The organism is Lapillicoccus sp. (genome assembly GCF_039935575.1).
Lineage (GTDB): Bacteria > Actinomycetota > Actinomycetes > Actinomycetales > Dermatophilaceae > Lapillicoccus.
In genome coordinates this window covers 1-23,508 of the sequence record NZ_JBDTKA010000142.1, presented here as the reverse complement: position 1 = coordinate 23,508, position 23,508 = coordinate 1, and the positions used below count along the sequence as shown (strand labels likewise).

The following is a 23,508-nucleotide window of genomic DNA, read 5'->3' as shown; positions in this document are numbered from 1 at the left end:
CTCGGCATGGGAAAGCTCACGTTCGTCGCAGGCGTCGCTGTGGGATATGTGCTGGGGGCGCGCGCCGGACGGCAACGTTACGAGCAGATCAAGGGCCAGGCGTCCCGGCTGTGGGCCTCCGACCCGGTCCAGGACCGCGTCGGCGAGGCAACCGAGCGGGTCAAGACGCAGGCCGCACCCTTCGTCGCGGACAAGCTCGGCGACGCCGTGAAAGCGATGGGCCAACAGATCCGCGGCCAACAACACACCGAGCGGCTCCCCGAGACGCTGCACCGCGGCACCGACGGTCATCTGCACGCCGACACCACCGGGTACGGCCCGGCCGGCGACCGCCTGCCCTAACCTGACCTGGCTGACCTGGCTGACCTGCCTGAGCGCGTCAGGCGTCACAGTCCCCTGAGCGCACGCTTACCCGCCAGTAGACTGCGACATCATGAGCGTGCTCCAGATCGTGTCGGTCGTCGTCTGTGCGGCCGTGACGTTGACCGCGGTCGCGGTGTTCGTGCAGGCGATCGCCCGGTTCACGGCAACCTTCCGGCTGGGCCAGCCGGCGATGCGCACCGATGCGCCGGCCGTGCGGACGATGACACTGGTGCGCGAGTTCCTCGGGCATACCCGCATGTCGCGGTTGCCGGTGGTCGCCGTCGCGCACTGGTTCACGATGGTCGCGTTCGGGGTGCTGTTCTTCACCCTGGTGACGGCGTTCGGTCAGCTGGTCGACCCGGAGTTCGCGCTGCCGCTGATCGGGCACTGGCCCCCCTACGAGTGGGTGGCTGACCTCTTCGCGGTGGGCGGGTTCGTCGGCATCGTCGTGCTCATGGTGATCCGCCAGCAGAAGCGCCCGCGCCGATCGGACGGAGAGGGTGGCCGGCGGTCACGGTTCTACGGCTCGACCTTCTGGCAGGCCTACTACGTCGAGCTGACCATCCTCGGCGTCACGCTCTGCATCGGGATGCTGCGCGGGCTGGAGTACGCGCTGGCTCGGCAGGCGGGCGGTGAGAACAGCAGTCTGGCGAGCGTCCTCCACTTCCCGCTAACGGCGTGGATCGGGTCGTTCTTCTCCGGCCTGGACGTGGGCACTCTCGAAGCCACGATCGTGGTCGTCGCAGCCGTCAAGATCCTCATCTCCTTTGCCTGGATGATCACGATCTCGGTGACCCCGACGATGGGGGTGGCGTGGCACCGGTTCCTGGCGTTCTTCAACATCTGGTTCAAGCGCAACGCCGACGGCCGCACGGCTCTGGGAGCGCTGCAACCGATATCAGTCGGTGGCCAACCGATCGACTTCGAGCAGATCGAGGACCTCGACGAGGACGCGGCGCTCGGGGTGGGCAAGGTCGAGGACTTCACCTGGAAGGGTCTGCTCGACTTCACCACCTGCACCGAATGCGGCCGCTGCCAGTCGCAGTGCCCCGCGTGGAACACCGACAAGCCGCTGTCGCCCAAGATGTTGGTGATGACGCTGCGCGACCACGCCTACGCCAAGGCGCCGTGGTTGCTCGCCACCGAGGACGCGCGTGACTCGCTGCCCGACCTGGTAAAGCAGGCGGCTGCGGTGGGTTCGCTGGTCGGCGCGACGGGGTATGCGTCCGACTCGCCACTGTCGGCCTACAACCCGCATGGTCCCGATGCGGTGATAGACCAGGACGTGCTGTGGTCCTGCACGACCTGCGGGGCGTGCGTCGAGCAGTGTCCGGTCGACATCGAGCATGTGGACGAGATCATCGACATGCGCCGCTACCAGGTGCTGATCGAGTCGGCGTTTCCCAGTGAGCTGAACGGGTTGTTCAAGAACCTCGAGAAGAACGCCAACCCGTGGGGCATGGCGCCGCGGATGCGCCTGGACTGGGCCAAGGACCTGCCGTTCGACGTGCCGGTCGTGGGCGGTTCGGGCAGCTCGGGTGTCGAGTCGCTCACCGAGGTGGACTACCTGTTCTGGGTGGGCTGTGCCGGTGCGCTGGAGGACCGGGCGAAGCGGACGACGCGAGCGGTGGCCGAGCTGCTGAACACCGCCGGGGTGACCTTCGCGGTGCTCGGGGACGGCGAGTCGTGCACCGGCGACCCGGCCCGACGAGCGGGCAACGAGTTCCTCTTCCAGATGCTGGCTCAGCAGAACGTCGAGACGCTCAACGAGGCCGGCGCGACCGCCATCGTCGTGACCTGCGCGCACTGCTTCAACACGTTGAAGAACGAGTACCCGCAGCTCGGCGGCCGTTACGAGGTCGTCCACCACACGCAGCTGCTCAACCGGCTGGTCCGCGAGAAGCGGCTCGTTCCCGTCTCGCGGCCCGGCGATGCGTCCTCGGCGGGGGCCGCTTCTACCGCCGAGAAGGTGACCTACCACGATCCCTGCTACCTCGGGCGGCACAACGGTGTGTATGCGCCACCGCGCGAGCTGCTCGGCGCTCTACCGGGGGTGACCTTGACAGAGATGCCGCGCTCGGGCGAGAAGTCGTTCTGCTGCGGCGCCGGCGGAGCGCGGATGTGGATGGAGGAGAAGCTCGGCACGCGGATCAACACCAACCGGACCGCCGAGGCCCTCGCCACCGGCGCCGACCGGATCGCGATCGGCTGCCCGTTCTGCAAGGTCATGCTCTCCGATGGCCTGGCCAGTGCCCAGGCCGACGGTTCCGCGCGGGCCGAGGTCGAGGTCGTCGACGTCGCCCAGATGCTGCTCGCAGCGGTCCGCCGAGGAGACGAGCCAGCCACCGCTCCCGAACCCGTCTGACGTTGCCACCCCCCGCGTGAGTCTGGGCTCTAACGTGGGTAGCCACCCTCGGGTGGGCTCATCTCCAGACGCACCCCGAGCAACCGCACCGCGCGCGTCGCATCGAACCGGGCCAGCAGTGCAGCCGCCGCGTCGGCGATCTCCAACTCGGCGAAGGTCGGCTCCGGCAGAGGCGTGGACGCCGTGTGCGACTCGAACGGCGCATACCGGACCTTGAGCCCGACGCGAACGGCCGGTCGGCCCTCGGCGACGACATCCTCCAGAACCCGGTATGCCAGCGCACGCACCTCCTGCTCGACCTGCTCCCAGTCGCACAGGTTCTCCTGGAACGTCGTCTCGCGGCCGTGTCCGCGCGCGACCCGCGGCGTCGAGGTCACCGGTGAGAGGTCCCCACCGCGGGCGATCCGGCGGTACCAGGGCCCCATCGTCGGACCGAGCCGCGCGACCAAGGTTTCGGTCGGGGCCGTCGCGAGCTGCGACACGGTCCGGAAGCCGAGTGCGTCCAGCTTGGCGCTGGTCTTGCGACCGACTCCCCAGAGGGCGTCGGTCGGGCGTGACCCCATGATCTCGAACCAGGTTTCGGCGGTGATCGTGAAGACGCCCTGCGGCTTGCCGAACGAGGTCGCCGTCTTGGCCATCACCTTGGTCTGGCCGATCCCGATGGAGCAGTGTAGCCGGGTTCGTTCGAGGACGGCCGCCTGGATCGCGCGCGCCAGCGCCTCGGGGTCGTCGCCGTCCACGCCGACGAACGCCTCGTCCCACCCGAGCACCTCGACGACGGCCCCGTCTGTGGCGCCGAAGGACCGCAAGACCGTCATCACCTGCTCTGACGCCTCGATGTAAAGCGGGCCGTCAACGGGGAGGAACACCGCATCGTCGGGGAGCTTGCGCGCGGCCGTTCGCAGCGGCATACCGGAGCCGACGCCGAAGGCGCGGGCCTCGTAGGACGCGGTCGAGACCACGCCGCGTTGGGTCGGGTCACCCCTTCCTCCGACGACCACCGGGAGGCCCGCCAGAGAAGGGTCGCGAAGCACCTCGACGGCCGCCACGAACTGGTCCATATCAACGTGCAGGACCCAGCTCGAGGGCATGGGCGGTCAGGCGGTCGGCACCGTGCAGGTGCTCGTGCTCGGGTTGATGTTGGCGACCACCCATCCCGACGGCTGCCGCACGAGGATAATAGTCACCTTCATCAGGCCTGTGGGCTTCGTGAGCTGAACCCCGGTGTCCGTCTTGACGTCGTAGGAGTTGTTCAGGCTGCAGTCGGTCAACGTGGCCGTGGATCCCGCCAGCACGACCGCGGTGACGTTGGTCGTGATTTCACCGGCCGCGTGCTGGCCCCTTGCCTTCTGTTGCGCAGCATAGTTGCTGATCTGACTGAAGCCTTGGGGGGAAGCCACCGTGGCGGCGTTGGAGAGGTCGACGGTGTTGGTGCCCAGGCTCTGCGCCCGGAAGACCCAGTACGCGTCATAAGCCTTCACGACGGCCGACTGGTCGGCCGACAGGTTCGCGGGGCGATATCCGGTCTTGACCGACAGAGGTGAAACCGCGCCGGTCGCCGTCGCGGTGGGGGCCGTGGTCGTCGGCCGACCGCTGGTCGTGCTCGGCGTCGCCGCGCTCGTGCCCGAGGTGATGACGGTGTCGCTGTCCGAAGTCACGCGCGGCGGTGGGGGCGGCTGCGAGCTGCACGCACCAGCCGTCAGCAGAACGCCGACGATGGCCGCAGCCAGCGAGCTGCGGCGCCGTCCAGCGCTCACCATTCCGGTCACGCCCAACCACACCCACGGCCGTGCGCGCAGAGACGTCACCTCGGTCACCCGCGCAGTTTAGGCATAACTGCACGTCCACGGTCGCCAGCCAGCTTCAGCTGAGACCCACGCTCTTGAGGAAGTCGGTGGCCACCGCCGACGGGTCCTTGTGATCCACGGTGTAGGCCTTCGTCATCGACACGAGCGCGTCGGTGGTGAGCTTGGCCGACACCGCATTGAGGGCGGCTGTGACGGTGGGGGTCACCTTGCTCTTGTTCAGCAGGGGCACGACGTTCTGGGAGCCGAACGATCCCTTGGGGTCATCGAGCACGACGAACGTCGCAGGATCCTGGTCTGAGCTGGAGGTGAAGATATCGGCGGCTTGCACCTGCCCGTTCTTCAGGGCAGCCGCCAAGGCGGTGGACGAGGAGAACGGCTGAAAGCCTTTGGGCACGAAGTTGTAGTCGTTCTTCAGGGTCGTCAGACCCGGTTCCTTCGTGGCGAACTCCGAGAAGCCGCCGAACGTAATCTCGCTCTGGTGGGCGACCAGGTCGCCGATCGCCTTGGCTCCCCACTTGTCGGCGTTGGCCTTGGTGATGGTCACCGTGTCCTTGCTGGTGGCCGCGGACTTCTCCAGGACGGTGAGGTCGGCTGGAAGCGCCTTCTGCAGGGCGCTGTAGGTGGAGTCGGCGTCCTTGTTCGGGTTGCTGCCCGCGAGTTTCGACAACAGGGCGCCGGTGAACTCGGGGATGACGTCGATCGAACCGTCCTGGAGAGCCTTGATGTAGACATCGCGAGCTCCGATGTTGTTCTTCATGGTGACGGTAACGCCCTTGTCCTTGAGCGCCTGGGCGTAGACCGCCGCGAGAACGACGGACTCCTCGTAGTTGGCGGATCCGACGACGACGGCACCGGAACCACTCGAGGCGGTCGACCCGCCGCCTGCTGTGCTGGTGGGGTCGGAGCTCGCTCCGCAGGCGGAGAGAGCGAGGGTGGCCGATATGGCGGCGGTGAGCAGGATCGCGCGTTTCATACGAGGGCTTCTCTCTGGTCGTCGGCACGGTCTTGCGGGTTCTGCGACGCTCCAGCGTTGTCGCGACCCGCGGTGGTAGTGACAACCGGACGGTTGTCGCGGAACTTCCCGGTCAGGCCGGGTGAGACGACGGCGCGCTGCAGCAGGGCCAACAGGCCGTCGACGAGCAGGGCGAGCAGCGAGACGAGGATCGCGCCCCCGGCCATCTGGGCGTAGTCGTTGCGGGCCAGCCCGTCGATGAGGAAGCGACCGAGTCCTCCGAGGCTGATCGACGCCGCGATGGTCGCGGTCGCGATCACCTGCAACGAGGCGCTGCGAACTCCGGACAGCAGCAGCGGGAGCGCGCAGGGCAGCTCCACCTTGCGCAGGATCTCGGTCCCCGTCATCCCCATCCCCCGGGCCGCGTCCCGGGCCGCCGGGTCGACCTCGGTCAGACCGGCATAGGTGCCCGACAGGATGGGTGGGGCGGAGAGCAGGATGAGCACGATGACACTGGGGATGACGAACGCGAGGTTGCTGCCAATCCGCGGTCCGAAGTACATGGAAAGTGCGAACAGCAGACCGAGTGACGGGACCGCTCTGACTGAGTTGGCGAGGGTGACGGTCCACTTGGCCCGTCCGCTGTGCCCCACGACAATTCCGAGGGGCACGGCGATGATGATGGCCAACAGCAGGCTGACGAGCGAGTAGCCCAGATGCTCCACGGTGCGGGTGGGTATCCCGTTCGGTCCGCTCCAGTGCGCGGGGTCGAGTAACCACTTCCAGATAGAGGTCAGCACGTCGTCACGTCCTCACGCGCTGCCACGGGGTGGCGGCCCAGCTGCCGGCCCGGATCGCCACGTCGAAGAGCAGCGCGAGCAACAGGCATCCGACAATGCCGACGAAGACCTCGAGCGGGAAGTTTCGCTGGTAACCCTCGGTGAGGAAGAACCCCAGCTGTGGGAACCCGACCAGCGACGCGACGCTGACAATGCTGACGTTGCTGACCGCAGCCACGCGCATCCCTGCGGCGATGACTGGCACGGCCAGCGGCAGCTCCACGCGGACGAAGCGGCGTAAACCCTTGAACCCCATCGCGGTCGCGGCCTGCCTCGTCGCGTCCGGCACGGCACCGAGACCGTCGGCGACCGTGCGTACGAGCAGGGCCACCGTGTAGATCGTCATCGCGACGTAGACGTTGGCGGCGTCGAGGATGCGGGTGCCGAGGACCAGCGGCATCAGGATGAACAGCGCCAGGCTGGGGATCGTGTAGAGCAGCCCGCTCACCGCGATGATCACGCCGTAGAGACGTGTGTAGCGCCGGGCAGTCCACCCCAGTGGGAGCGCGATGACCAGACCCACGAGCAGCGGCACACCCGAGAGCAGTGCGTGCTGCCAGGCATATGAGAGGATCTGCCCGATGTGGTCCGAGACCCAGGTCACGCGACGACCTCGTCGATCTCGGGCGGTCGCTCGCTCTGCTCGATTGCCGTGAGCACCTCGTGGCCGCGCACGGTCCCGCGCAGGGCCCCTGAGGCGTCGACCACGACCCCCCGTCGCGAAGGAGAGGACAGCGCCGCATCCAGCAGGTTGCGCAAAGGACCGTTGGAGCGCGCCACAGTGCCTCCCCGCGCCAGGGAGCCGCGCTCGATCGCCGAGGTGAGCCGAGCTGGTTCGACCCAACCAAGCGGGTGCCTTTCCGAGTCGACAACGAGGAGCCAGGCATCGGTGGTGGCCGCCTTGGCGTGCTCGGCGCTCGAGCCCAGGTCGACGGTGATCTCCTTGTAGACAGGGAGGTCAGGAGCCGCCACGAAGCCCAGGGCGCGATAGCCGCGGTCTCGGCCGACGAAGTCGGCCACGAAGTCGTCGAACGGATGCGAGAGCAGGTATGCGGGATCGGCCACCTGAGCCAGGTGTCCACCAACACGCAGGACCGCGACCTGGTCGCCGAGCTTGATCGCCTCGTCGATGTCGTGCGTGACGAACAGCACGGTCTTGCCCAGATCCGCCTGCAGCTCGAGGATCAGGTCCTGCAGCTGCTCGCGTACGACGGGGTCAACGGCGGAGAACGGTTCGTCCATGAGCATGACGGGCGGGTCAGCGGCCAACGCCCGAGCCACGCCCACGCGCTGCTGCTGACCCCCAGAGAGCTGGCTGGGGTAGCGGTGGGCGTAGCTGCTATCCAAGCCGACGCGTTCGAGCAGCTCCATGGACCGAGTCTGGGTGCGAGGCCGGTCCCAACCGAGCAGCCGCGGCACGGTGCCGATGTTGTCGATGACCGTGCGGTGCGGGAACAACCCCGCCGCCTGAATGACATAGCCCATCCCCCGCCGCAGCTGCGCAGGGTCCATCGAACCGGTGTCCTGGTCGTCGAGGCTGATGGCGCCAGAGGTCGGTTCGATCATCCGGTTGACCATGCGCAAGGTCGTGGTCTTGCCGCAGCCCGAGGGTCCGACGAGCACCGTGATCTGGCCGGTGGGTGCCTCCAAAGAGAGGTCGTCCACGGCCGTGGTGCCGTCGGGGTACTGCTTCGAGACCCCGTCGAAGCGAATCATGCGACAAACCTAGGCGAGCGGACCGACATCGGCGCGGTAGCGGAGGCGTCTGTCAGATAACGGTGGCGACCCCACCGGCCGCGGCGCTCGCCCCCAGCTGCTCGAGCTCGGTCGGAGGCCGACCTTCCGGGCTAGCCCCGACGGCTTCTCGCAGGTACCCGCGCAACAGCTGGTCCCAGGTCCCCGACCGACGCAGCATCGCGTGGTTCTCTCCCTTCATACCCACGAACGAGGCGGTCCTGTCCTGTGCCTGGAGCGACTCCACCGCCTCGCGACTGGCTCGCGCGGAGGTGACGCGGTCCGGGATCCCGTGCACGAAGAATGTCCGAAGCCCTGCGTGCGAACGCATCTCGGGCAGCACCACCCACGGCGCGAGGCCGATGACGTCGCTCACCCGTGCGTCATCGGCGACGGCGAGCGCCACCCGCCCGCCCATCGAGTGCCCGACGAGCACGATCGGCAGGCCCGGGTATGCCGCTGCGATGTCCTCGAGCGCGGCCCGGGTGTCGACCACCGGGCTGGCCTTGGCGCCGTTCCAGCCCCGGACGGTGTAGCGGATCATCGCGACCGCGAACTGGTCCCGACCGGCGAGACGCGCCGCTCGCGCGAACGGGCGCATCCGCAGGACCGCCAGGTTCGACCACTTCGTCGCCTGTTCGCTGTCCGCCTGCCCACCGTGCAGGAGCAGCACTACCGTCGTGGGGGCGCCGGGCCGGTGCGTCCAGCGAAGGTCCCAGCCCACCGGGATACTCTGGCTCTGGTTCCTGGGAGTCTGCTGGATGTCAGCCGTCAGCCCCGCGTCAGACGTCCGAGCGAACGAAGTTCTTGAACGACCGACTCGCAGTCGGGCCCCGCTGGCCCTGGTAGTGCGAGCCATACTTGGCACTCCCGTAGGCGTTCTCGACCGCGCTGGAGAGGCGGAAGAAACAGAGCTGCCCGACCTTCATCCCCGGCCAGAGCTTGATGGGCAGGGTTGCGACGTTGGACAGCTCGAGCGTGACGTGACCCGAGAACCCCGGGTCGACGAACCCGGCCGTCGCATGGGTGAGCAGCCCGAGCCGTCCCAGGCTGGACTTGCCTTCGACTCGCGCCGCGACGTCGTCGGGCAGCGTGATCGTCTCGAGGATGGAGCCGAGCACGAACTCCCCCGGGTGCAGGATGAACGGCTCGCGCGAGGCGACCTCGACCAGTCGGGTCAGGTCGGGCTGATCCTCGGCCGGGTCGATATAGGGGTACTTGTGGTTGTCGAACAGCCGGAAGTACTTGTCCAACCGCACGTCGACGCTAGACGGCTGAAGCATCTCCGGGTCCCACGGGTCGAGCACGACCCGTCCGCCGTCGATCTCGGCGCGGATGTCCCTGTCGGAGAGCAGCACGCTGGGAAGGGTAACGCGTGCGCCAGGCGCCGGTCCGGACCGACCTCGCCGATTCGGTATGCTGCCTGTCGCGTTGCCGGAGCCGCCCTCGTCGGGGCTCTCGGTGGCCGCGCGGGCGTAGCTCAATGGTAGAGCGCCAGCTTCCCAAGCTGGACACGCGAGTTCGATTCTCGTCGCCCGCTCCACCCCCGAGAAGCCTCGGTTGCATGCTGATAGATCACTGTTTCACGCATCGTCGAATGCCCCATGCGGTCCATCAGCTCGCGTGTCGACGCGCCCGACTGCGCGACGAGGTGGTTCCCCGTATGCCGCAGATCATGGAAACGAAAGCCCGCGGGGAGACCGGCGGCACGGACCGGTGGACGAGGTGGATGCCGCTCAAACAGGTGATGCACTGCACGTCGTTACGGCCCGAGCCAGGGCAAGAAAGGACCGGCCCCTCGCCACTTCCAAGATATAGCGCACGTGGGGTCTTGCGGCAAGCCCCCGCTCAGGCTTCAGACTGCTCGACGGTGGCCCCCACAGGGGCCCCGAGCAGGGAGGTTGAGATGCACGAAGCAGGCGGTGTCGGCAGCGATCCAATGGGTCTGATGCTGGGCGGGAAGTTAGCGCTGGCTAGGGTCGATGTCGCAGTGGTGGAGCGGCATTCGACGCCTAAACCAGCAGCCGCCCGCGCAGGAGTACTTCAGTCGCGACCCCCGGAGGCCTTCGACCAACGAGGCATAGTTGCGAGATCCTGGGTTCGACTCTGTTGGGGACGCGCATGAGCGAGCTCAAACCCTTTGATGTCTACCAGTCAGGAATCCTGTTGCATGGCACAAAAGTGGACCTCGCGGCGGGCGATCACTTGGTGCCCGGACACGAGTCAAATTTCGAGGAGGGGCGGACGGCGAACCACGTCTACGTGACGGCCACCCTGGACGCCGCAACCTGGGGGGCCGAGCTCGCGGTGGGCGCGGGGCGTGGTCGGATCTACATCGTGGAGCCGGCCGGCACCCTCGAAGACGATCCGAACGTCACAGATAAGAAGTTCCCCGGCAACCCGACTCGGTCCTATCGCACTCAGGAACCGGTGAGGATTGTCGGTGAACTCTTGGACTGGGTCGGCCATTCGCCCGAGCGGTTGCAATCCATGCGGGACGGGCTGGCCGACCTGAAGCGCCGTGGCCTCGCGGTCATCTACGACTGACCGCTTCACCCGGTGGGGATCGGCCGTCGGCGACGATTCTGCAAGCCCCGTGCACATGCCCAGGGCCCGGCCGGGACCAGCTTCGAGGACAGGAGGATGCATCTGTGTCGCACATATGACGCTTCGATCATGTTGGGATCACTGTCGCGGACCTCGACGCGGTGACCGCGTTCTTCGTCGGGCTGGGTCTCATTGTTGAGGGCACCCGCATGTTCGTGGAGGGCGAGTTCCTGGACACCGTCATCGGCATTCCCAACTCCCGCACCGAGATCGTCATGCTGCGCCCGCCCGACGGAGGCACTCGGCTGGAGCTGTCCAGCTTCATACGGCCTGACCACCAGCCCGGATCGACAGTGGCCATGGCCACCGAGTTGGGGCTGCGCAACGTGGCCTTCGAGGTCGACGACCTCGACGCAGCCGTCGACCGGCTGGCTACGGACGGCTACGCCCTGGTCGGAGGCGTCGGGCAGTACGAGCACATGTGGCGCATGGCCTACGTGCGCGGTCCGGAGGGCATCATCGTGTCCCTGGCTGAGCGGATCGGTTAACGCCCACGGCGGTGACCGTCGACGGGAACGTCCCCACATGCCGCTGACCGGTCGTGTTGATGAGCGTGCAAGCAAGCCCCGGGGTGATCGAGTCATCGACCGGAGTGCGCCTTTAGCGAGTGCCGTTCGCAGAGGCCCACGTTACGGTGCTAGCCATGCCGGAATTGCCCAGCACATCGCTTCGAGCGCGCACCGCCGCCGACCTTGATGTCTTGTTCAGTATGGCCGCGGATCTGGACACCTGGGAAGAGCGAGGCCCCGGGGCTCCAGCGCCTCTTACCCGGGAAACATTCGATGCGCGGCTCGCACGCGGCGCCGAGAGCGAAGCACCCGAGGCCACCGTGACCTTCGTGGTTGACGTCAACGGCACTGCCGTCGGCGCCGCGTCTCTATTCAACTTCGACCCGTTCGCTCGCCACGCCGAGGCCGGAATCAGCTTGGTACCCGACGCCCGGGGTTGCGGCGTAGGGACGGCAGCCATCGCCCAACTCGTCCGGTTCGGGTTCGTACGCCGCAACCTCCGCCGAATCCACCTCCAGGCGATCGCATCCAACACAGGCGCTGTTCGGGCGTACGAAAAGGCAGGGTTCGTCGTCGAGGGGCGGCAGCGTCAACATGCCTGGGTCCGAGGGACCTACGAGGACATTGTCCTGATGGGAATCCTGCGCTCGGAGCAGACTCAGAACACCTGAGGCTGTCCTTCATTACCTAGGCTCTTGCCGCGTTGAGGGCGGCGACGCTGAGCCCGATCATGCCGCGTTGCGCGCGTGGTCGGGCCTGCCACCGGTAGGTGATGTCGGGGTCGCCTGCTTGGCTTCTCTGGTGCACACCGTGGTCGCTGGAATCCTCATCGCGGGAGGTCGGGTGCTCCTCACTCTCCGCAGCGCGGAGCGTTGCGCCTACCCGAGCACTTGGGCTCTGCCGGGAGGGCACGTTGAGCCGGGCGAGCTGGAGGCCGAGGCTCTTCGACGGGAGTTGCGCGAGGAGCTCGGCATCGACGTCCTCGGCTGCGACGACGCGCCCACCTCCCGCGTGCACCTCACCGCCGGTGGGCCCAGCGCGGAGCTGCACTTGAGCACCTGGCGGATCAGGACGTGGAGGGGTCAGCCGAGCAACCTGCTCAGGAATGAACACGACCGCATCGCGTGGTTAGGCGCCGGCGAGCTGGGTGGGCTGCCCTGGGCGCACCCTGAGCACCGGCAGATGCTGCAGGACATGCTCAGCCGCCCCCAGGACTGATCCATCCTGGCGAGGGGTCGACGGGAACGTCCGCACATCTATGCCGCTGAGGGATCGGCTCGATCGGGACACGCACCGGGTACCTCCCTCCCGGCCCCGGCGATCTCATCGCCACGGACTTTGACACTGGGACCATGAGCGCGGGTGATATCTCCCTCGCCGCCAGCACAGCCGGTTCAGACGTGATCGAGGTCGTGTATCACAGCCGCACCCACGGGAACGTGGACGCGACAGTATCCAGCGGACACTTCGCCCTCTGGTTCCCCGGCGACGAACTCATCAACGCTTCAAGCCATGGAGTCGACGTCGAAGTGACCTACCGCGACGGCAGCACCAACACCAGCCGGCTCGCGCTTTGAACCGGGTTGCCACCGATCACGGGATTCCGCAGGCCGCTCGTGTGTTACTCGCGATCACCGCGAAGTCGGCACTCGGGGTCAGCACCAGCACGATCGCCACTGCCATGAACGTCCAGGAGACTCATGCGTGACCGTACCGGCGACCAACTCGAGTATGGGAGACAAGAGCGGTCCGCTCGTCCGAGTTTTGCCGCGTTGCGGGCGGCCACGCTCGCCCGGATCGGCCGCTCTCCGCGCGATCGTGCCGATGAACAGACGTGAGGAGCGAGGTTGGTTCTCGCGCGTGCGGGACACAACTCGCGATTCGCGGGTGGCTATTCTCCTCGCCATGAACGTCGTTCACCGGAGTTCGTCGAGGAGGGCGAAGTCGCTGGTGTCGTGCTTGCCCACCCCGAGGGGTGGGTGCTGGGTCTTCGTTTGCGCACGCGAGTGCCTGGACAGCCGGCTCTTCAGGGCTTCGATCTCCTCTCACTGAGTGTTAAGGATCGCGTCGAGTTGGAGGCGGTCAAGGCACGAGCGACGAGCCTCGGTGGTCGGGTGAGTGACATCTTTGACCGCGGCACAGACGGCCCGGGACTTGACGTGTTCGATCCTGATGGCACGGCGATTCGCTTCCTCGCTCCGGGGACGCCCGAGGCAACGGGATTCGTAGGCGTCGAGTTTCGGCAGGGCAGTCCACCAACTTTCTACAACGAGCGGCGGGTCTGAGCGACACGTTCGCTCGTACCGCAATCCGTGCAACCAACGTGTGTCCATCGGTGACCGTCTGGCCACCTCCCGCGAGCAGGACAGGTCGTCGGTTCGGAGGGCTACACCCCTCGCGGCGGGTACACCGCTCCGAACAGGAACTCGAGCCGACTCGCGTGGCGCTGGCGGGATCGTCGAAGACACCGCCTGACATCAGTCCTCGGGGAGGTGGATGACCCGGTCCAACCGCCCGATCAGCTCCTGCAGGTCCGTTATGGCGGCTCGCGGGTCGTCCTCGAAACGTTGCGTCGCGACCGTCATCAAGGCCCCGACTGCCGCTCCGGCGTAGAGCCGCACGTCCGGATCGTCGACGGCCCGTCCCGACCGGACCGCGACCGCCTCTGTCAACAGCTCGATCGGCCGGGTGATCTCGGCCATCATGCCTTTGCGCAGCTCGGGAACCGACTGAATCAGGACGTTCCGGGTGAGCTCCAGCTGGAGCCGATCGTCGGGCATCTCCTGGAACGTGCGTCGGACGGCGTACTGCAGCGCCTGAATCGGGCTGAGCTCCTCCGGAGCGTCGATCATCATCTGGAACGTCTCGGTGTCGACGAGGTCGGTGAGCACCGTCTCGTCCTTGGTGGCGAAGTAGCGGAAGAACGTGCTCGGCGAGACTTCGGCCGCCGCAGCGATTTCCTCGACGGTTGTCTGGGCGTAGCCCTGCTCCTTGAACAGCCGCAAAGCGTGGTCCTGGATGGCGGCCTTGGTCTTGGCCTTCTTTCGCTCCCGCAGACCCAGCACCGGCAGGTCAGTGACGGCCGCTTTGGCCCGCGGAGGAATCTGCGGCATGTGGCGATTCTGCCGTCTTCTCGAGCAGAGGTCCGGCCGCCACCTCGGGCGACCCCATATCGCGGCCGTCCGGGAGCCTGCTCCAGACCAGCAACGCCCCGAACAGGCAGACAGCGGCACTTACCCACATGGTCGCGGACAAGCCGCTGACGAAGGCGGCCTGCACGGCGGCCACGAGCGACAACGACCCGGTATGCGTGGCCGCCGCCACCCCAGTGGAGACGTTCTGACCCAAGGCCGCGGCGAGCTCCGGGGGGACCCCGGCGGTCGGCAGGCTCGCCCGGTAGATGCCGTTGAGCAGCGCGCCCAAGACCGCGATGCCCGCGACGCTGCCGACCTGGCGTAGGACCTGCACGAGGGCCGACCCTGTGGCGGCGCGCTCGCGGGGCAACGCTCCGAGAGCGGCGTTCTGGCCGCAGAACAACGCCCCACCCACGCCGGCTCCGACCACAAAGGTCCACACCCCGGTCACCGCGTAGGAGCTTCCCACCATCACGCGGGTTCCGAGCACGAACCCGAGGGCGCCCACGACGAACCCGGCTACACCGAGAGCCTTCGCCCCGAACCTCCGCAGCGCCACCATTGTCAACCGCAGACCCACGAAGAGTCCCACGACCATCGGGACTGATCGCAGGCCTGTCCCCAACGCATCCACGCCGAGAACCCCGCGCAGGTACTGAGGCACCACGAACATCGCGCCGAAGAACGCCAGACTCGCGACGGCCGCCGTGAAAGCACCCCACCGGAACGCCGGCTCACGCCACAGAGCGAGGTCCACCACCGGTTCGTACCCGCGGTCACCGCGCTGTGACCGGACGAAGCCGGCGAGCAGGGCAAGCCCGCCGACCAGTCCAGCCAGGACTACCGGGTCGCGCCAACCACGTTCCGGTCCTTCGATGACGCCGTATGTCGCGGCCAGCAGACCTGCCGAGGACAGGCCGATGCCGACCGGGTCCAAGCGGCGACCCCGGGCGCCGGTCGACTCCGGAAGGAACGCCGCGACGGCTCCTAGCGCGAATGCGACCACCGGCAGGTTGACGAAGAAGACCGATCCCCACCAGTAGTGCTGGAGCAGCACACCCGCGAGAATCGGCCCGAGCGGCAGTCCGATCATCGTCGAGACACTGAGCATCGCAATCGCCTTGGTGCGCTCCTGCGGTTCGAACAGGACGACGACCGAGGACATGGCCAGCGGGATGAGGATGGCCGCGCCGGCCCCGAGCAGGATACGGGCGGCGACCAGGCTGAGGGCGCTGGTCGCGAACGCGCACCAGGCCGAACCGATACCGAAGATCCCGAGGCCGAGCAACGTGAAGCGCTTCCGCCCGTATCGGTCCCCGAGCAGGCCGGCCGGGAGCAGCAGCGCACCGAGCATGAGCAGATAGCTGTCCGCGAACCACTGGAGCTGAGCGCTAGAGGCGTCCAGGCTGACCGCGATGTCAGGCAGAGCCACATTGAGGATGGTGGTGTCGAGCCCGATGACGAGCAGCGTGACGGCGGTAGCGGCGAGAGCCCACCACCGACGGGTGTCGTGTCGCTCGTGAGAGTCGCTTGGTTTTGACTGTGACACACAGATGATAGTGACTATCACAATTCAGGTTGTCAAGCCCGACCACTCACCCCGGTTGGCGCCTCGCCCGCGCCGACTGGACTCCGGCCTTGACCAGGGCGAACGGCAGCAGCAGTGTGGCGACGGCCGTGACCAGCCACACGATGAGCGTGGCCAGAACCCACGTGGTCGCGCCGCGGATCTGCAACGAGTCACCGACGAGGCTGGCGGCCACCAGCGCCACGAACGTCGCCACGAGGCCGACCCCGCCCAGGAAGGCCCGGGCGTTGCGCGCGGCGAACTTCGCCAGGAACGGCGCCACAACGCTCTGCACCACGGCGTAGACGACGACGGTGATGACGAAGCCCCCGAACGAGACCGTCATGTCGTCGAGGATCAGATGCGCGGCGAGCAGGCCGAGCGCGGCCGCCGCCAGGAAGATGGCGGTACGCACCACGATCCGGATCATCAGGCGTCCTTCGGCGCGGCACGCTGGGTGCGCCACCGCCAGAGCGTCGTGACGAGGATCGCACCGGCCAGCGACCCGATGAGGCCGACGATGAGCATGGCCCGAGCATAGGACGGGTCCGGCGGGTGCGGCCTATTTCACGCACGGTATGCCGCCGCCCGTGATGGCGGTCAGGTCAGTCGGCGCGGGAGCACCCGTGCCCGGGACTACGGGGGGAACAGACGTCGGGGTATGCGTCGTCGTTGTGGGCCTGCTCGCTGTCGCGGTGGCGCTCGAGGTCGAGCCCGGGCCGCCCAGCAGGTGTGCCACAACCGCGTGGATCTGGGCGAGATCCACCACGTTGATATCCTCGCCGGACGAGTCCGTGCCGAACGAGGCGATCGGCAGCGTGTAGAACGTCACGTTGCCGCCGGCCATCTGCTGTGCGTCCGACGCGAAGTCGAGCAGGTTCAGGCCTGAGTCGATCGCCGTGTTCTGCTTCGTCACGTCGATGATCTGGCCAAGCTTGACCGGGTTCGCCAGGGTGCCGGCCTGCTTGAGCTGGGTGGCCAGGGACACGATGAACGCCTGCTGGCGTCGTTCGCGGTCGAGGTCGGTGAAGTTGTAGCGGTCATACAGGTCGCGGCGCTGGCGGACGAACGCCACCGCCTGAGAGGCGTCGATCTGTTGTTGTCCTGCAACGAAGTTCGCACCCGAGTACGAGTCCTTGGTCGGTTCGTTGACGCATACGGTGATCGGTTGCACCACCTGGGCGAGCTGGTAGAACGCGACCATGGTCACCTCGACGAAGTGGTCGATGTGCACCCCGCCAAGAAATGCCTCGACCGTCTGGACCTGCGCGAGCCGCCCCGCGTCACGCGACTTCTGCTCGCGCCGGACGGTGCTGAGGGACGCATCGCCGGCGAGCTCACGTGAGGCGGCGGCATACGCGAGCCCGTATGCCTGTTTGATCTTGCCCTTGCACTGGCTGTCGGGGCAGCCGGTCAGGGAGACATAGTCGTCACGGGGGATCGAGATCTCGGTGGCTCGGCTGCCGTCCCCTGGGACGTGCAGGAGCATCAGCACGTTGGAGTTGAGGCCGCCGTCGCTGGCGTCGCCCGCGTGCAGCGCGTCGTAGATGTCCTGAGGCAGCGGGTTGCCGTTCTCGTCCACCCTGCTGTCGAGGCCCATCACCAGGATGTTGGTGTTCGTCTTCGGACCCGAGGTCGCGGTCCCCGTCAGTGCGTCAGAGGCCCCACCCGACGGCAGCAGTGCGTCCGAGGTGACGATGCCGTGGGTGAGGCTGACGTACTGGTAGCCGACGTAGCCGACGACGAGCGCCAGCACAGCGACGACCGAGACGACGGCAATGCGGCGGCCTCGGTGAGATGTCCGGCGGGCATCATGAGCGTGATGGTGGGGCCGGGGAGAAGGGGGTAGCACCTCAGCAGGGTGTCGACCGAGTCTGGGCGTTGACTGCATGTTGCCCGGGACACCCCACGGGTTCTCCTCTCCGCCTTGCGCGGGTTACCGATCGGTAGCATGATGGAGTTACCGGTGGGTAACCGTATGTTCCGGGGCGTCACGACGCACCCGGCAGAGCGCAAAGGACCGACGATGGGCCACTACAAGAGCAACGTTCGCGACCTGGAGTTCAACCTCTTCGAGGTGCTCGGTCGTGGCGACGTCCTCGGTCAGGGCGCCTACGAGGCGGTCGACGAGGACACCGCCCGCGAGATGCTGCACGAGGTCGCCAGGCTGGCCGAGAACGAGCTGGCTGCGAGCCTGCTCGACTCCGACCGCAACCCGCCCGTCTACGACCCCGCCACCCACAAGGTGGCGATGCCTGCATCCTTCAAGCGCTCCTACCAGGCCTACGTCGACTCGGGCTTCTGGGCGATCGACGTGCCGGCCGAGCTCGACGGCACGGTCGTCCCGCCGTCACTACGCTGGGCGATCAACGAGCTGATCCTCGGCGCTAACCCGGCCGTCGGCATGATCGCCTCGAGCTACTCGTTCGCCAAGCTGCTGTACATCCTGGGCAACGACGACGACAAGAAGCTGGCCCGCCTGATGGTGGACCGCGGCTGGGGCGCGACGATGGTCCTCACCGAGCCGGATGCCGGTTCCGACGTGGGCGCCGGGCGCACCAAGGCCGTCCAGAACCCCGACGGCACCTGGAACATCACGGGCGTCAAGCGGTTCATCACCTCGGCCGAACACGACCTCTCGGAGAACATCATCCATTTCGTGCTGGCGCGTCCGGAGGGTGCTGGTCCGGGCACCAAGGGCCTCTCGCTGTTCATGGTCCCGAAGTTCCATGTCGACCTCGAGACCGGTGAGCTCGGCGAGCGCAACGGGGCCGTCGTCACCAACCTCGAGCACAAGATGGGGCTGAAGGTCTCGACCACCTGCGAGGTGACCTTCGGTGACTCCACGCCGGCCGTCGGCACACTGCTCGGCGACACCCACGACGGCATCGCCCAGATGTTCCGCGTCATCGAGCACGCGCGGATGATGGTCGGCACCAAGTCGATTGCCACCTTGTCGACGGGTTACCTCAATGCTCTCGAGTACGCCAAGTCGCGGGTCCAGGGCGCCGACCTGACCCAACAGGCCGACAAGACCGCCCCGCGGGTCACCATCACCCACCACCCCGACGTGCGCCGCTCGCTGATGCTGCAGAAGGCCTACGCCGAGGGCCTGCGCGCTCTCGTGCTCTACACCGCGACCCAGCAGGACCTGGTCGACCAGGCCCAGCTGCGCAGTGGCACCGAGGAGCTCGAAGCCGACTCACCCGCACACCTAGCCAGCCGCGTCAACGACCTGCTTCTGCCGGTGGTCAAGGCACTCGGCTCCGAACGCGCCTGGGTTCTGCTCGGCACCGAGTCGCTCCAGACCTTCGGGGGTTCAGGGTTCCTGCAGGACTACCCGATCGAGCAGTACGTCCGGGACGCCAAGATCGACACCCTCTATGAGGGCACGACGGCGATCCAGGGCCTGGACTTCTTCTTCCGCAAGATCGTGAAGGACCAAGGTGTCGCAATCTCCCACCTGGCCATGCAGATTCAGGAGTTCGCCAAGGACCTCGGCACTGGCTCCGGTGGCGACGGAACGCTTGACCGCGACCGCGAGCTGCTCGCGCAGGCCCTCGACGACGTGCAGTCGATCCTGGGATACGTCGGCGGCGAGGCCTTCAAGTCCGACCCACGGATGGGAGGCGAGATCCGCAACATCTACAAGGTCGGGCTCAACACCTCCCGCCTGCTGCTGGCGGCCGGGGACCTCGTTGTCGGCTGGCTGCTGCTGCGCCAGGCCGAAGTCGCTCACACCGCGCTCGTGTCACGGGGGGACGCCCTGTCGGCGAAGGACCGCGACTTCTACACCGGCAAGGTGGCTGCGGCGCAGTTCTTCGCCCGAACCGTCCTACCGAAGCTCTCCGCCGAGCGCGCCATCGCCGAGGCCACCGACGACTCGATCATGGACATTCCGGAGTCGGCCTTCTGAGCTGCCGGCTCGACCGTCCCGGCACCTCCCGCTGCAGGCGGCACCTCAGCGATCGACGCGGGCTCCACCGCCGCCAGCGAGCTTGAGGACCTCAGCCTTGGTCGCCATCAGGGGCAGGTCAGGGGTCCGTTCGTGGATCGCACGAGCCACGTCCCGCACATGCGGCTCGGACGGGAGCGCTCGGTCGGGGTGCAGAGTTCAGTCGGTCGGGCCTGAGTTCTCCTCGGCGTCAGCGGCCCCTACCGACCGTCAGCGTCGGATGGTCTTCGGTGCAAAAGGTTTGCAATCGATTGCAGACTTCAGGCAAACCGATACTCGACGACGAGGCGCGGAGGACGGCATGGCGGTGAAGATCCGCGACGTGGCAAGAGTGGACCTGCTGCTGCATGTCCTCGCCGACCGGGACTCGCAGGCCTTCCATGCGGCACTCACCTCCCGGATCGTCATCAGGGGCACCCCCGCCCCCACCCCCGCCCCGCCCCCGCCTCGGTGCGCCGTACTCGCCGGCCGCCGACCAGAAAGAAAACAGGACAATGAGAACCCACCACTGGGAGGATTCGAAAGAGTGAGCGCCCCATCTTGCTCTGCCGCGGACGCGCCGCAGCGCGGCATGTCGTCACACCCTCCCCCCAGACAAGGACCAGATCTGTCATGACCGCCACTGTCCTGCGCCTGTCTCAGACCGACGACGTGGCGATCGCCCTCGAGGACGTCACCCGCGGCAGCATCGCCGGGGAGGTCGTCGCCGTCGACGACGTCGCGCGTGGACACAAGATCGCCCTTCGCGACCTCGACGCCGGCGCCCAGGTCCACAAGTACGGCCACGTCATCGGGGTCGCGACCAGCGCGATCCGTGCTGGCGAGCACGTCCACACCCACAACCTCGGTATGCCGGACGCCGCCGCCACCCTCGCCAGCGGCGATGCGTCAGCGACCCGCGCGCAGCTCCCGAGCGACCTGCGTCGGACCTTCCCCGGCTTCGTCCGGCGCAGCGGGAAGGTTGCGACGCGAAACTACATTGGCGTGCTGACGACCGTCAACTGCTCGGCGACCGTCGCCAGACAGGTCGCGCGCCGCACCGAAGACGAGGTCGCCGCCCTGCACGCCGAGGGCGTCGACGGCGTCGTCGCCCTCACCCATGGCACCGGCTGCGGGATGGCCAACCGCGGGGCGGGCTGGGACATCCTGCGACGGACCCTGCAGGGCTACGCCCGGCACCCCAACATCGGCGGGCTCGTCGTTATCGGCCTCGGCTGCGAGGTGAACGCCGTCAACGGGCTCATGGAGGAGCTCGGCCCTCACGACGACATACCCGTCGTGCCGTACACGATCCAGGACGCCGGCGGCACGATGGCCGCCATCGACCATGGCGTGTCCCTCGTCCGCGAGATGGCCGGCGACCTGCGAGGAACGGCTCGCCAGGACGTCGGCGTAGAGCACCTCGTTCTCGGCCTCCAGTGCGGCGGGTCTGACGGCTTCTCAGGCCTGACGGCCAACCCGGCCCTGGGGGTCGCCAGCGATCTGCTCGTCGCCGCCGGTGCGACGAGCATCCTCGGCGAGACCCCAGAGGTCTATGGCGCCGAGCAGATGCTCGCAGCGCGCGCGAGTGACCCCGCCGTGGGCGACGCCCTACTGCGCCGCATCGCATGGTGGGAGGAGTACACCCGCAGCCAAGGGACGACGCTCGACGGCAACCCCTCCCCCGGCAACAAGGCCGGCGGCATCACCACGATCCTCGAGAAGTCTCTCGGCGCCGTCGCCAAGGGCGGCCACAGCCCGCTCGCCGCAGTCTGCGAGTACGCCGAGCCGGCCCCCGGCCCCGGCCTGGTCTTCATGGACACCCCGGGCTACGACCCGGTCTCGGTGACGGGGATGGTGGCCGGCGGCGCCAACGTCGTCTGCTTCACCACGGGCCGCGGCTCGGTGTTCGGTAGCCGGCCCGTCCCGACGATCAAGCTGGCGACGAACTCAGAGCTGGCCCGCCGCATGTCCGGGGACATCGACCTGGACTGCTCCGGTGTGATCGAGGAAGAAGTCCCCCTGGCCGACATGGGGCGACGCGTATATGACCTCATCCTCGACGTCGCGGGCGGTCGGCGCTCGCTCAGCGAGGAGCTGGGACTCGGGGGGGAGGAGATGGTCCCGTGGCAGATCGGGGCGGTGCTGTGAACCGGCTGTCCTGGTCGCACCTGCCGGCCGCGACCCGACTTGACGTCCAGCTTCCCCCGAACCGCACCCTCGCCGAGTCGGTCGGGATCGTCCACCTCGGCATCGGCGCGTTCCACCGAGCTCACCAAGCAGTCTTCACCGAGGATGCCGCCGTCATCGCCCAAGAGCCCGGCTGGGGCATCTGTGGTGTCACACAGCGTTCCAGTACCGTTGTCGATCAGCTGCGACCCCAGGACGGCCTCTACGCCGTGCTGGAGCGCAGCCGATCCGAGGTCAGGGCCCGAGTCGTCGCCCAGGTGAGCGACGTCCTTTTCGCGGCGCAGGAGGGCGAGCGACTGCTGCGCCTGCTCGCGGACCCCGCTGTCCGCATCGTCACGATGACAGTCACGGAGAAGGGCTACCGCCGCCGGGCCGACGGTACCCTCGACCTCGACGACCCCGCCGTGGCGCACGACCTCAGCTCCCCGGGTCGCGGCCACGCAGGCAGCCGCAGCATCGTCGGGCAGCTGGTGCGGGGCCTACAGGCGCGCCAGACCTGCGGCGCGGGTCCCCTCACCCTCCTGTCGTGCGACAACCTCACCGAGAACGGCCGGGTCCTGCAAGGACTGCTGCAGGACTTCTGCCGGGCACTACCCGGCCGCGACGGCGAGGACGCCGCCACCTGGATCGCTGACAACGTCACCTTCCCCTGCTCCATGGTCGACCGCATCGTCCCGGCCACCACGGAGCGCGACCGCGCAGACGCCGCGGCCTTGCTCGGGGTCCGTGACGAGGCCCTCGTCGTCGCCGAACCGTTCGGGCAGTGGGTCATCGAGGATCGCTTCGCCGCGGGACGCCCGGCATGGGAACGCGCCGGTGCGACGCTCGTCGACGATGTCGCGCCGTATGAGCAGCTGAAGCTGCGGGTTCTCAACGGCACCCACTCCATGCTGGCCTACCTGGGTGCACTCGCCGGCTACGAGACAATCGCCGACACCGTCGCCGACCCGGCCCTGCGGTCCGCCGCACGACGACTCGTCGACGACGACGTCGCCCCGACTCTCCAGGTCCCCCCAGGCGTCGACGTGTCCGCGTACGCCGATCAGGTCCTGGACCGTTTCGCCAACCCCGCCCTCGGCCACCGCACGACACAGGTCGCCATGGACGGGTCGCAGAAGCTGCCGGTCCGCTTACTCGGCACCGCGCGCGACCGGCTGGCCACCGGCGCCGTTCCGGACTCGGTCGCGCTCGCGATCGCCGCGTGGATGGCATATGTCGTCAGGGGCAGAGACATCACGGGCCGGCCACTCCCGCTCGACGACCCCCTCGAGCCACGTCTGAGAAAGGCGGTCCGCGACGCCCCGGGCGACGCGCGCTCGATCACCGATGCCCTCCTCGGCATACCGGAGATCTTCGGCACCGAGCTGACCGACTACCCGGCTTTCAGCGCGGCCGTGGCAACGCACCTGAAGGAGCTCTTGTGAAGGTGCCTTCCACCACACAGGTCATTCGCGAACAAGGCACCCGTCGCCGGGACCTTGAGCGGACGCAGCTCGTCGTCAGTGC

23 protein-coding genes, 1 tRNA gene and 2 pseudogenes are annotated in these 23,508 nt (G+C 67.7%); 13 read left to right on the top strand and 13 right to left on the bottom strand.

Annotated elements, in window-relative coordinates; translation table 11 throughout:
• Both ABI385_RS16985 and ABI385_RS16980 read left to right on the top strand, forming a co-directional pair.
• Nucleotides 1-342 (top strand): protoporphyrinogen oxidase (locus tag ABI385_RS16985; protein WP_348104942.1); only part of this gene is annotated, 342 nt, incomplete at its 5' end.
• Between the two features lie 91 nt (nt 343-433).
• On the top strand, nt 434-2,728 hold the full coding sequence (locus tag ABI385_RS16980) for a heterodisulfide reductase-related iron-sulfur binding cluster (protein WP_348104941.1): 2,295 nt from the start codon (nt 434-436) through the stop codon (nt 2,726-2,728).
• 29 nt (nt 2,729-2,757) lie between these two features.
• Here ABI385_RS16980 and ABI385_RS16975 read toward each other — a convergent pair whose 3' ends face one another.
• The 8 genes from ABI385_RS16975 to dcd are packed head-to-tail and all read right to left on the bottom strand — an operon-like array spanning nt 2,758 to nt 9,419.
• Nucleotides 2,758-3,819 carry a DNA polymerase IV gene (locus tag ABI385_RS16975; protein ID WP_348104940.1) on the bottom strand — a complete coding sequence of 354 codons (1,062 nt, stop codon included), beginning with the start codon at nt 3,817-3,819 and terminating at the stop codon, nt 2,758-2,760.
• Nucleotides 3,820-3,825: 6 nt separating this feature from the next.
• The gene (locus ABI385_RS16970) at nt 3,826-4,545 is read right to left on the bottom strand and encodes a hypothetical protein (RefSeq protein WP_348104939.1); all 720 of its coding nucleotides are present in this window, start codon (nt 4,543-4,545) and stop codon (nt 3,826-3,828) included.
• A 46-nt stretch (nt 4,546-4,591) separates the two neighbouring features.
• Nucleotides 4,592-5,509 carry an ABC transporter substrate-binding protein gene (locus tag ABI385_RS16965; protein ID WP_348104938.1) on the bottom strand — a complete coding sequence of 306 codons (918 nt, stop codon included), beginning with the start codon at nt 5,507-5,509 and terminating at the stop codon, nt 4,592-4,594.
• Nucleotides 5,506-6,288 (bottom strand): ABC transporter permease, encoded by a 783-nt coding sequence (locus tag ABI385_RS16960; protein WP_348104937.1) that lies wholly within the window; start codon nt 6,286-6,288, stop codon nt 5,506-5,508. Before ABI385_RS16960 ends, ABI385_RS16965 begins: the two co-directional genes overlap by 4 nt.
• A gap of 4 nt (nt 6,289-6,292) precedes the next feature.
• A complete protein-coding gene (locus tag ABI385_RS16955; RefSeq protein ID WP_348104936.1) occupies nt 6,293-6,931 on the bottom strand; it encodes an ABC transporter permease in 639 nt (212 codons plus the stop codon).
• Nucleotides 6,928-8,043 carry an ABC transporter ATP-binding protein gene (locus tag ABI385_RS16950; RefSeq protein WP_348104935.1) on the bottom strand — a complete coding sequence of 372 codons (1,116 nt, stop codon included), beginning with the start codon at nt 8,041-8,043 and terminating at the stop codon, nt 6,928-6,930. Before ABI385_RS16950 ends, ABI385_RS16955 begins: the two co-directional genes overlap by 4 nt.
• Before the next feature lie 52 nt (nt 8,044-8,095).
• Nucleotides 8,096-8,785: an alpha/beta fold hydrolase gene (locus tag ABI385_RS16945; protein ID WP_348104934.1), complete on the bottom strand. Its 690-nt coding sequence runs from the start codon at nt 8,783-8,785 to the stop codon at nt 8,096-8,098.
• A 58-nt stretch (nt 8,786-8,843) separates the two neighbouring features.
• Nucleotides 8,844-9,419 (bottom strand): dCTP deaminase, encoded by a 576-nt coding sequence (gene dcd, locus ABI385_RS16940; RefSeq protein WP_348104933.1) that lies wholly within the window; start codon nt 9,417-9,419, stop codon nt 8,844-8,846.
• 111 nt (nt 9,420-9,530) lie between these two features.
• Between dcd and ABI385_RS16935 the strand changes: the two genes are divergently transcribed.
• Nucleotides 9,531-9,604: transfer RNA gene (locus ABI385_RS16935), tRNA-Gly, on the top strand.
• 24 nt (nt 9,605-9,628) lie between these two features.
• Here the strand turns inward: ABI385_RS16935 and ABI385_RS16930 are convergent.
• Nucleotides 9,629-9,814 (bottom strand): annotated as a pseudogene (locus ABI385_RS16930) (tyrosine-type recombinase/integrase); the annotation flags it as partial.
• On the opposite strand from ABI385_RS16930, the gene ABI385_RS18560 reads away from it, so the two are divergent.
• The 7 genes and pseudogenes from ABI385_RS18560 to ABI385_RS16900 all read left to right on the top strand — a co-directional run bounded on the left by ABI385_RS18560 (nt 9,725) and on the right by ABI385_RS16900 (nt 13,462).
• Complete coding sequence (locus ABI385_RS18560) at nt 9,725-10,186, top strand: FAD-dependent monooxygenase (protein ID WP_407068296.1); 462 nt, start codon at nt 9,725-9,727, stop codon at nt 10,184-10,186. The pseudogene ABI385_RS16930 and the gene ABI385_RS18560 overlap by 90 nt on opposite strands.
• Nucleotides 10,183-10,608, top strand: a complete 426-nt coding sequence (gene arr / locus ABI385_RS16925) for an NAD(+)--rifampin ADP-ribosyltransferase (protein WP_348104932.1) — start codon at nt 10,183-10,185, stop codon at nt 10,606-10,608. Before ABI385_RS18560 ends, arr begins: the two co-directional genes overlap by 4 nt.
• 119 nt (nt 10,609-10,727) lie before the next feature.
• Nucleotides 10,728-11,156 (top strand): annotated as a pseudogene (locus tag ABI385_RS16920) (VOC family protein); the annotation flags it as partial.
• 155 nt (nt 11,157-11,311) lie between these two features.
• A complete protein-coding gene (locus tag ABI385_RS16915) occupies nt 11,312-11,848 on the top strand; it encodes a GNAT family protein (RefSeq protein ID WP_348104943.1) in 537 nt (178 codons plus the stop codon).
• A 130-nt stretch (nt 11,849-11,978) separates the two neighbouring features.
• Nucleotides 11,979-12,395 carry an NUDIX domain-containing protein gene (locus tag ABI385_RS16910; protein ID WP_348104931.1) on the top strand — a complete coding sequence of 139 codons (417 nt, stop codon included), beginning with the start codon at nt 11,979-11,981 and terminating at the stop codon, nt 12,393-12,395.
• Between the two features lie 134 nt (nt 12,396-12,529).
• A complete protein-coding gene (locus ABI385_RS16905) occupies nt 12,530-12,754 on the top strand; it encodes a hypothetical protein (RefSeq protein WP_348104930.1) in 225 nt (74 codons plus the stop codon).
• A gap of 270 nt (nt 12,755-13,024) precedes the next feature.
• Nucleotides 13,025-13,462 carry a hypothetical protein gene (locus ABI385_RS16900; RefSeq protein WP_348104929.1) on the top strand — a complete coding sequence of 146 codons (438 nt, stop codon included), beginning with the start codon at nt 13,025-13,027 and terminating at the stop codon, nt 13,460-13,462.
• Nucleotides 13,463-13,654: 192 nt separating this feature from the next.
• Here the strand turns inward: ABI385_RS16900 and ABI385_RS16895 are convergent, their stop codons facing one another.
• The 4 genes from ABI385_RS16895 to ABI385_RS16880 form a co-directional block, all read right to left on the bottom strand.
• Nucleotides 13,655-14,290 (bottom strand): TetR family transcriptional regulator, encoded by a 636-nt coding sequence (locus ABI385_RS16895; RefSeq protein ID WP_348104928.1) that lies wholly within the window; start codon nt 14,288-14,290, stop codon nt 13,655-13,657.
• Nucleotides 14,250-15,860: an MFS transporter gene (locus ABI385_RS16890; protein WP_348104927.1), complete on the bottom strand. Its 1,611-nt coding sequence runs from the start codon at nt 15,858-15,860 to the stop codon at nt 14,250-14,252. Before ABI385_RS16890 ends, ABI385_RS16895 begins: the two co-directional genes overlap by 41 nt.
• A gap of 46 nt (nt 15,861-15,906) precedes the next feature.
• Nucleotides 15,907-16,308 carry a hypothetical protein gene (locus ABI385_RS16885; RefSeq protein WP_348104926.1) on the bottom strand — a complete coding sequence of 134 codons (402 nt, stop codon included), beginning with the start codon at nt 16,306-16,308 and terminating at the stop codon, nt 15,907-15,909.
• A gap of 132 nt (nt 16,309-16,440) precedes the next feature.
• The gene (locus ABI385_RS16880) at nt 16,441-17,634 is read right to left on the bottom strand and encodes an LCP family protein (protein ID WP_348104925.1); all 1,194 of its coding nucleotides are present in this window, start codon (nt 17,632-17,634) and stop codon (nt 16,441-16,443) included.
• Between the two features lie 270 nt (nt 17,635-17,904).
• Between ABI385_RS16880 and ABI385_RS16875 the strand changes: the two genes are divergently transcribed.
• From ABI385_RS16875 to ABI385_RS16865, 3 genes are all read left to right on the top strand, one after another.
• Nucleotides 17,905-19,794: an acyl-CoA dehydrogenase gene (locus tag ABI385_RS16875; protein ID WP_348104924.1), complete on the top strand. Its 1,890-nt coding sequence runs from the start codon at nt 17,905-17,907 to the stop codon at nt 19,792-19,794.
• Nucleotides 19,795-20,445: 651 nt separating this feature from the next.
• Nucleotides 20,446-21,963, top strand: coding sequence for an altronate dehydratase family protein (locus tag ABI385_RS16870; RefSeq protein ID WP_348104923.1), 1,518 nt, complete (start codon nt 20,446-20,448; stop codon nt 21,961-21,963).
• The gene (locus ABI385_RS16865; RefSeq protein WP_348104922.1) at nt 21,939-23,426 is read left to right on the top strand and encodes a mannitol dehydrogenase family protein; all 1,488 of its coding nucleotides are present in this window, start codon (nt 21,939-21,941) and stop codon (nt 23,424-23,426) included. The genes ABI385_RS16870 and ABI385_RS16865 overlap by 25 nt, the downstream gene beginning before the upstream one ends.
• Nucleotides 23,427-23,508: the final 82 nt, after the last annotated feature.

Excerpts from the sequence above, each read along its gene's own strand:
- ABI385_RS16980 (WP_348104941.1), top strand. The coding sequence starts at position 434 with ATGAGCGTGCTCCAGATCGTGTCGGTCGTCGTCTGTGCGGCCGTGACG.
- ABI385_RS16975 (WP_348104940.1), bottom strand. The coding sequence starts at position 3,819 with ATGCCCTCGAGCTGGGTCCTGCACGTTGATATGGACCAGTTCGTGGCG.
- ABI385_RS16965 (WP_348104938.1), bottom strand. The coding sequence starts at position 5,509 with ATGAAACGCGCGATCCTGCTCACCGCCGCCATATCGGCCACCCTCGCT.
- ABI385_RS16950 (WP_348104935.1), bottom strand. The coding sequence starts at position 8,043 with ATGATTCGCTTCGACGGGGTCTCGAAGCAGTACCCCGACGGCACCACG.
- ABI385_RS18560 (WP_407068296.1), top strand. The coding sequence starts at position 9,725 with ATGCCGCAGATCATGGAAACGAAAGCCCGCGGGGAGACCGGCGGCACG.
- arr (WP_348104932.1), top strand. The coding sequence starts at position 10,183 with ATGAGCGAGCTCAAACCCTTTGATGTCTACCAGTCAGGAATCCTGTTG.
- ABI385_RS16915 (WP_348104943.1), top strand. The coding sequence starts at position 11,312 with ATGCCGGAATTGCCCAGCACATCGCTTCGAGCGCGCACCGCCGCCGAC.
- ABI385_RS16905 (WP_348104930.1), top strand. The coding sequence starts at position 12,530 with ATGAGCGCGGGTGATATCTCCCTCGCCGCCAGCACAGCCGGTTCAGAC.
- ABI385_RS16895 (WP_348104928.1), bottom strand. The coding sequence starts at position 14,290 with ATGCCGCAGATTCCTCCGCGGGCCAAAGCGGCCGTCACTGACCTGCCG.
- ABI385_RS16885 (WP_348104926.1), bottom strand. The coding sequence starts at position 16,308 with ATGATCCGGATCGTGGTGCGTACCGCCATCTTCCTGGCGGCGGCCGCG.
- ABI385_RS16875 (WP_348104924.1), top strand. The coding sequence starts at position 17,905 with ATGGGCCACTACAAGAGCAACGTTCGCGACCTGGAGTTCAACCTCTTC.
- ABI385_RS16870 (WP_348104923.1), top strand. The coding sequence starts at position 20,446 with ATGACCGCCACTGTCCTGCGCCTGTCTCAGACCGACGACGTGGCGATC.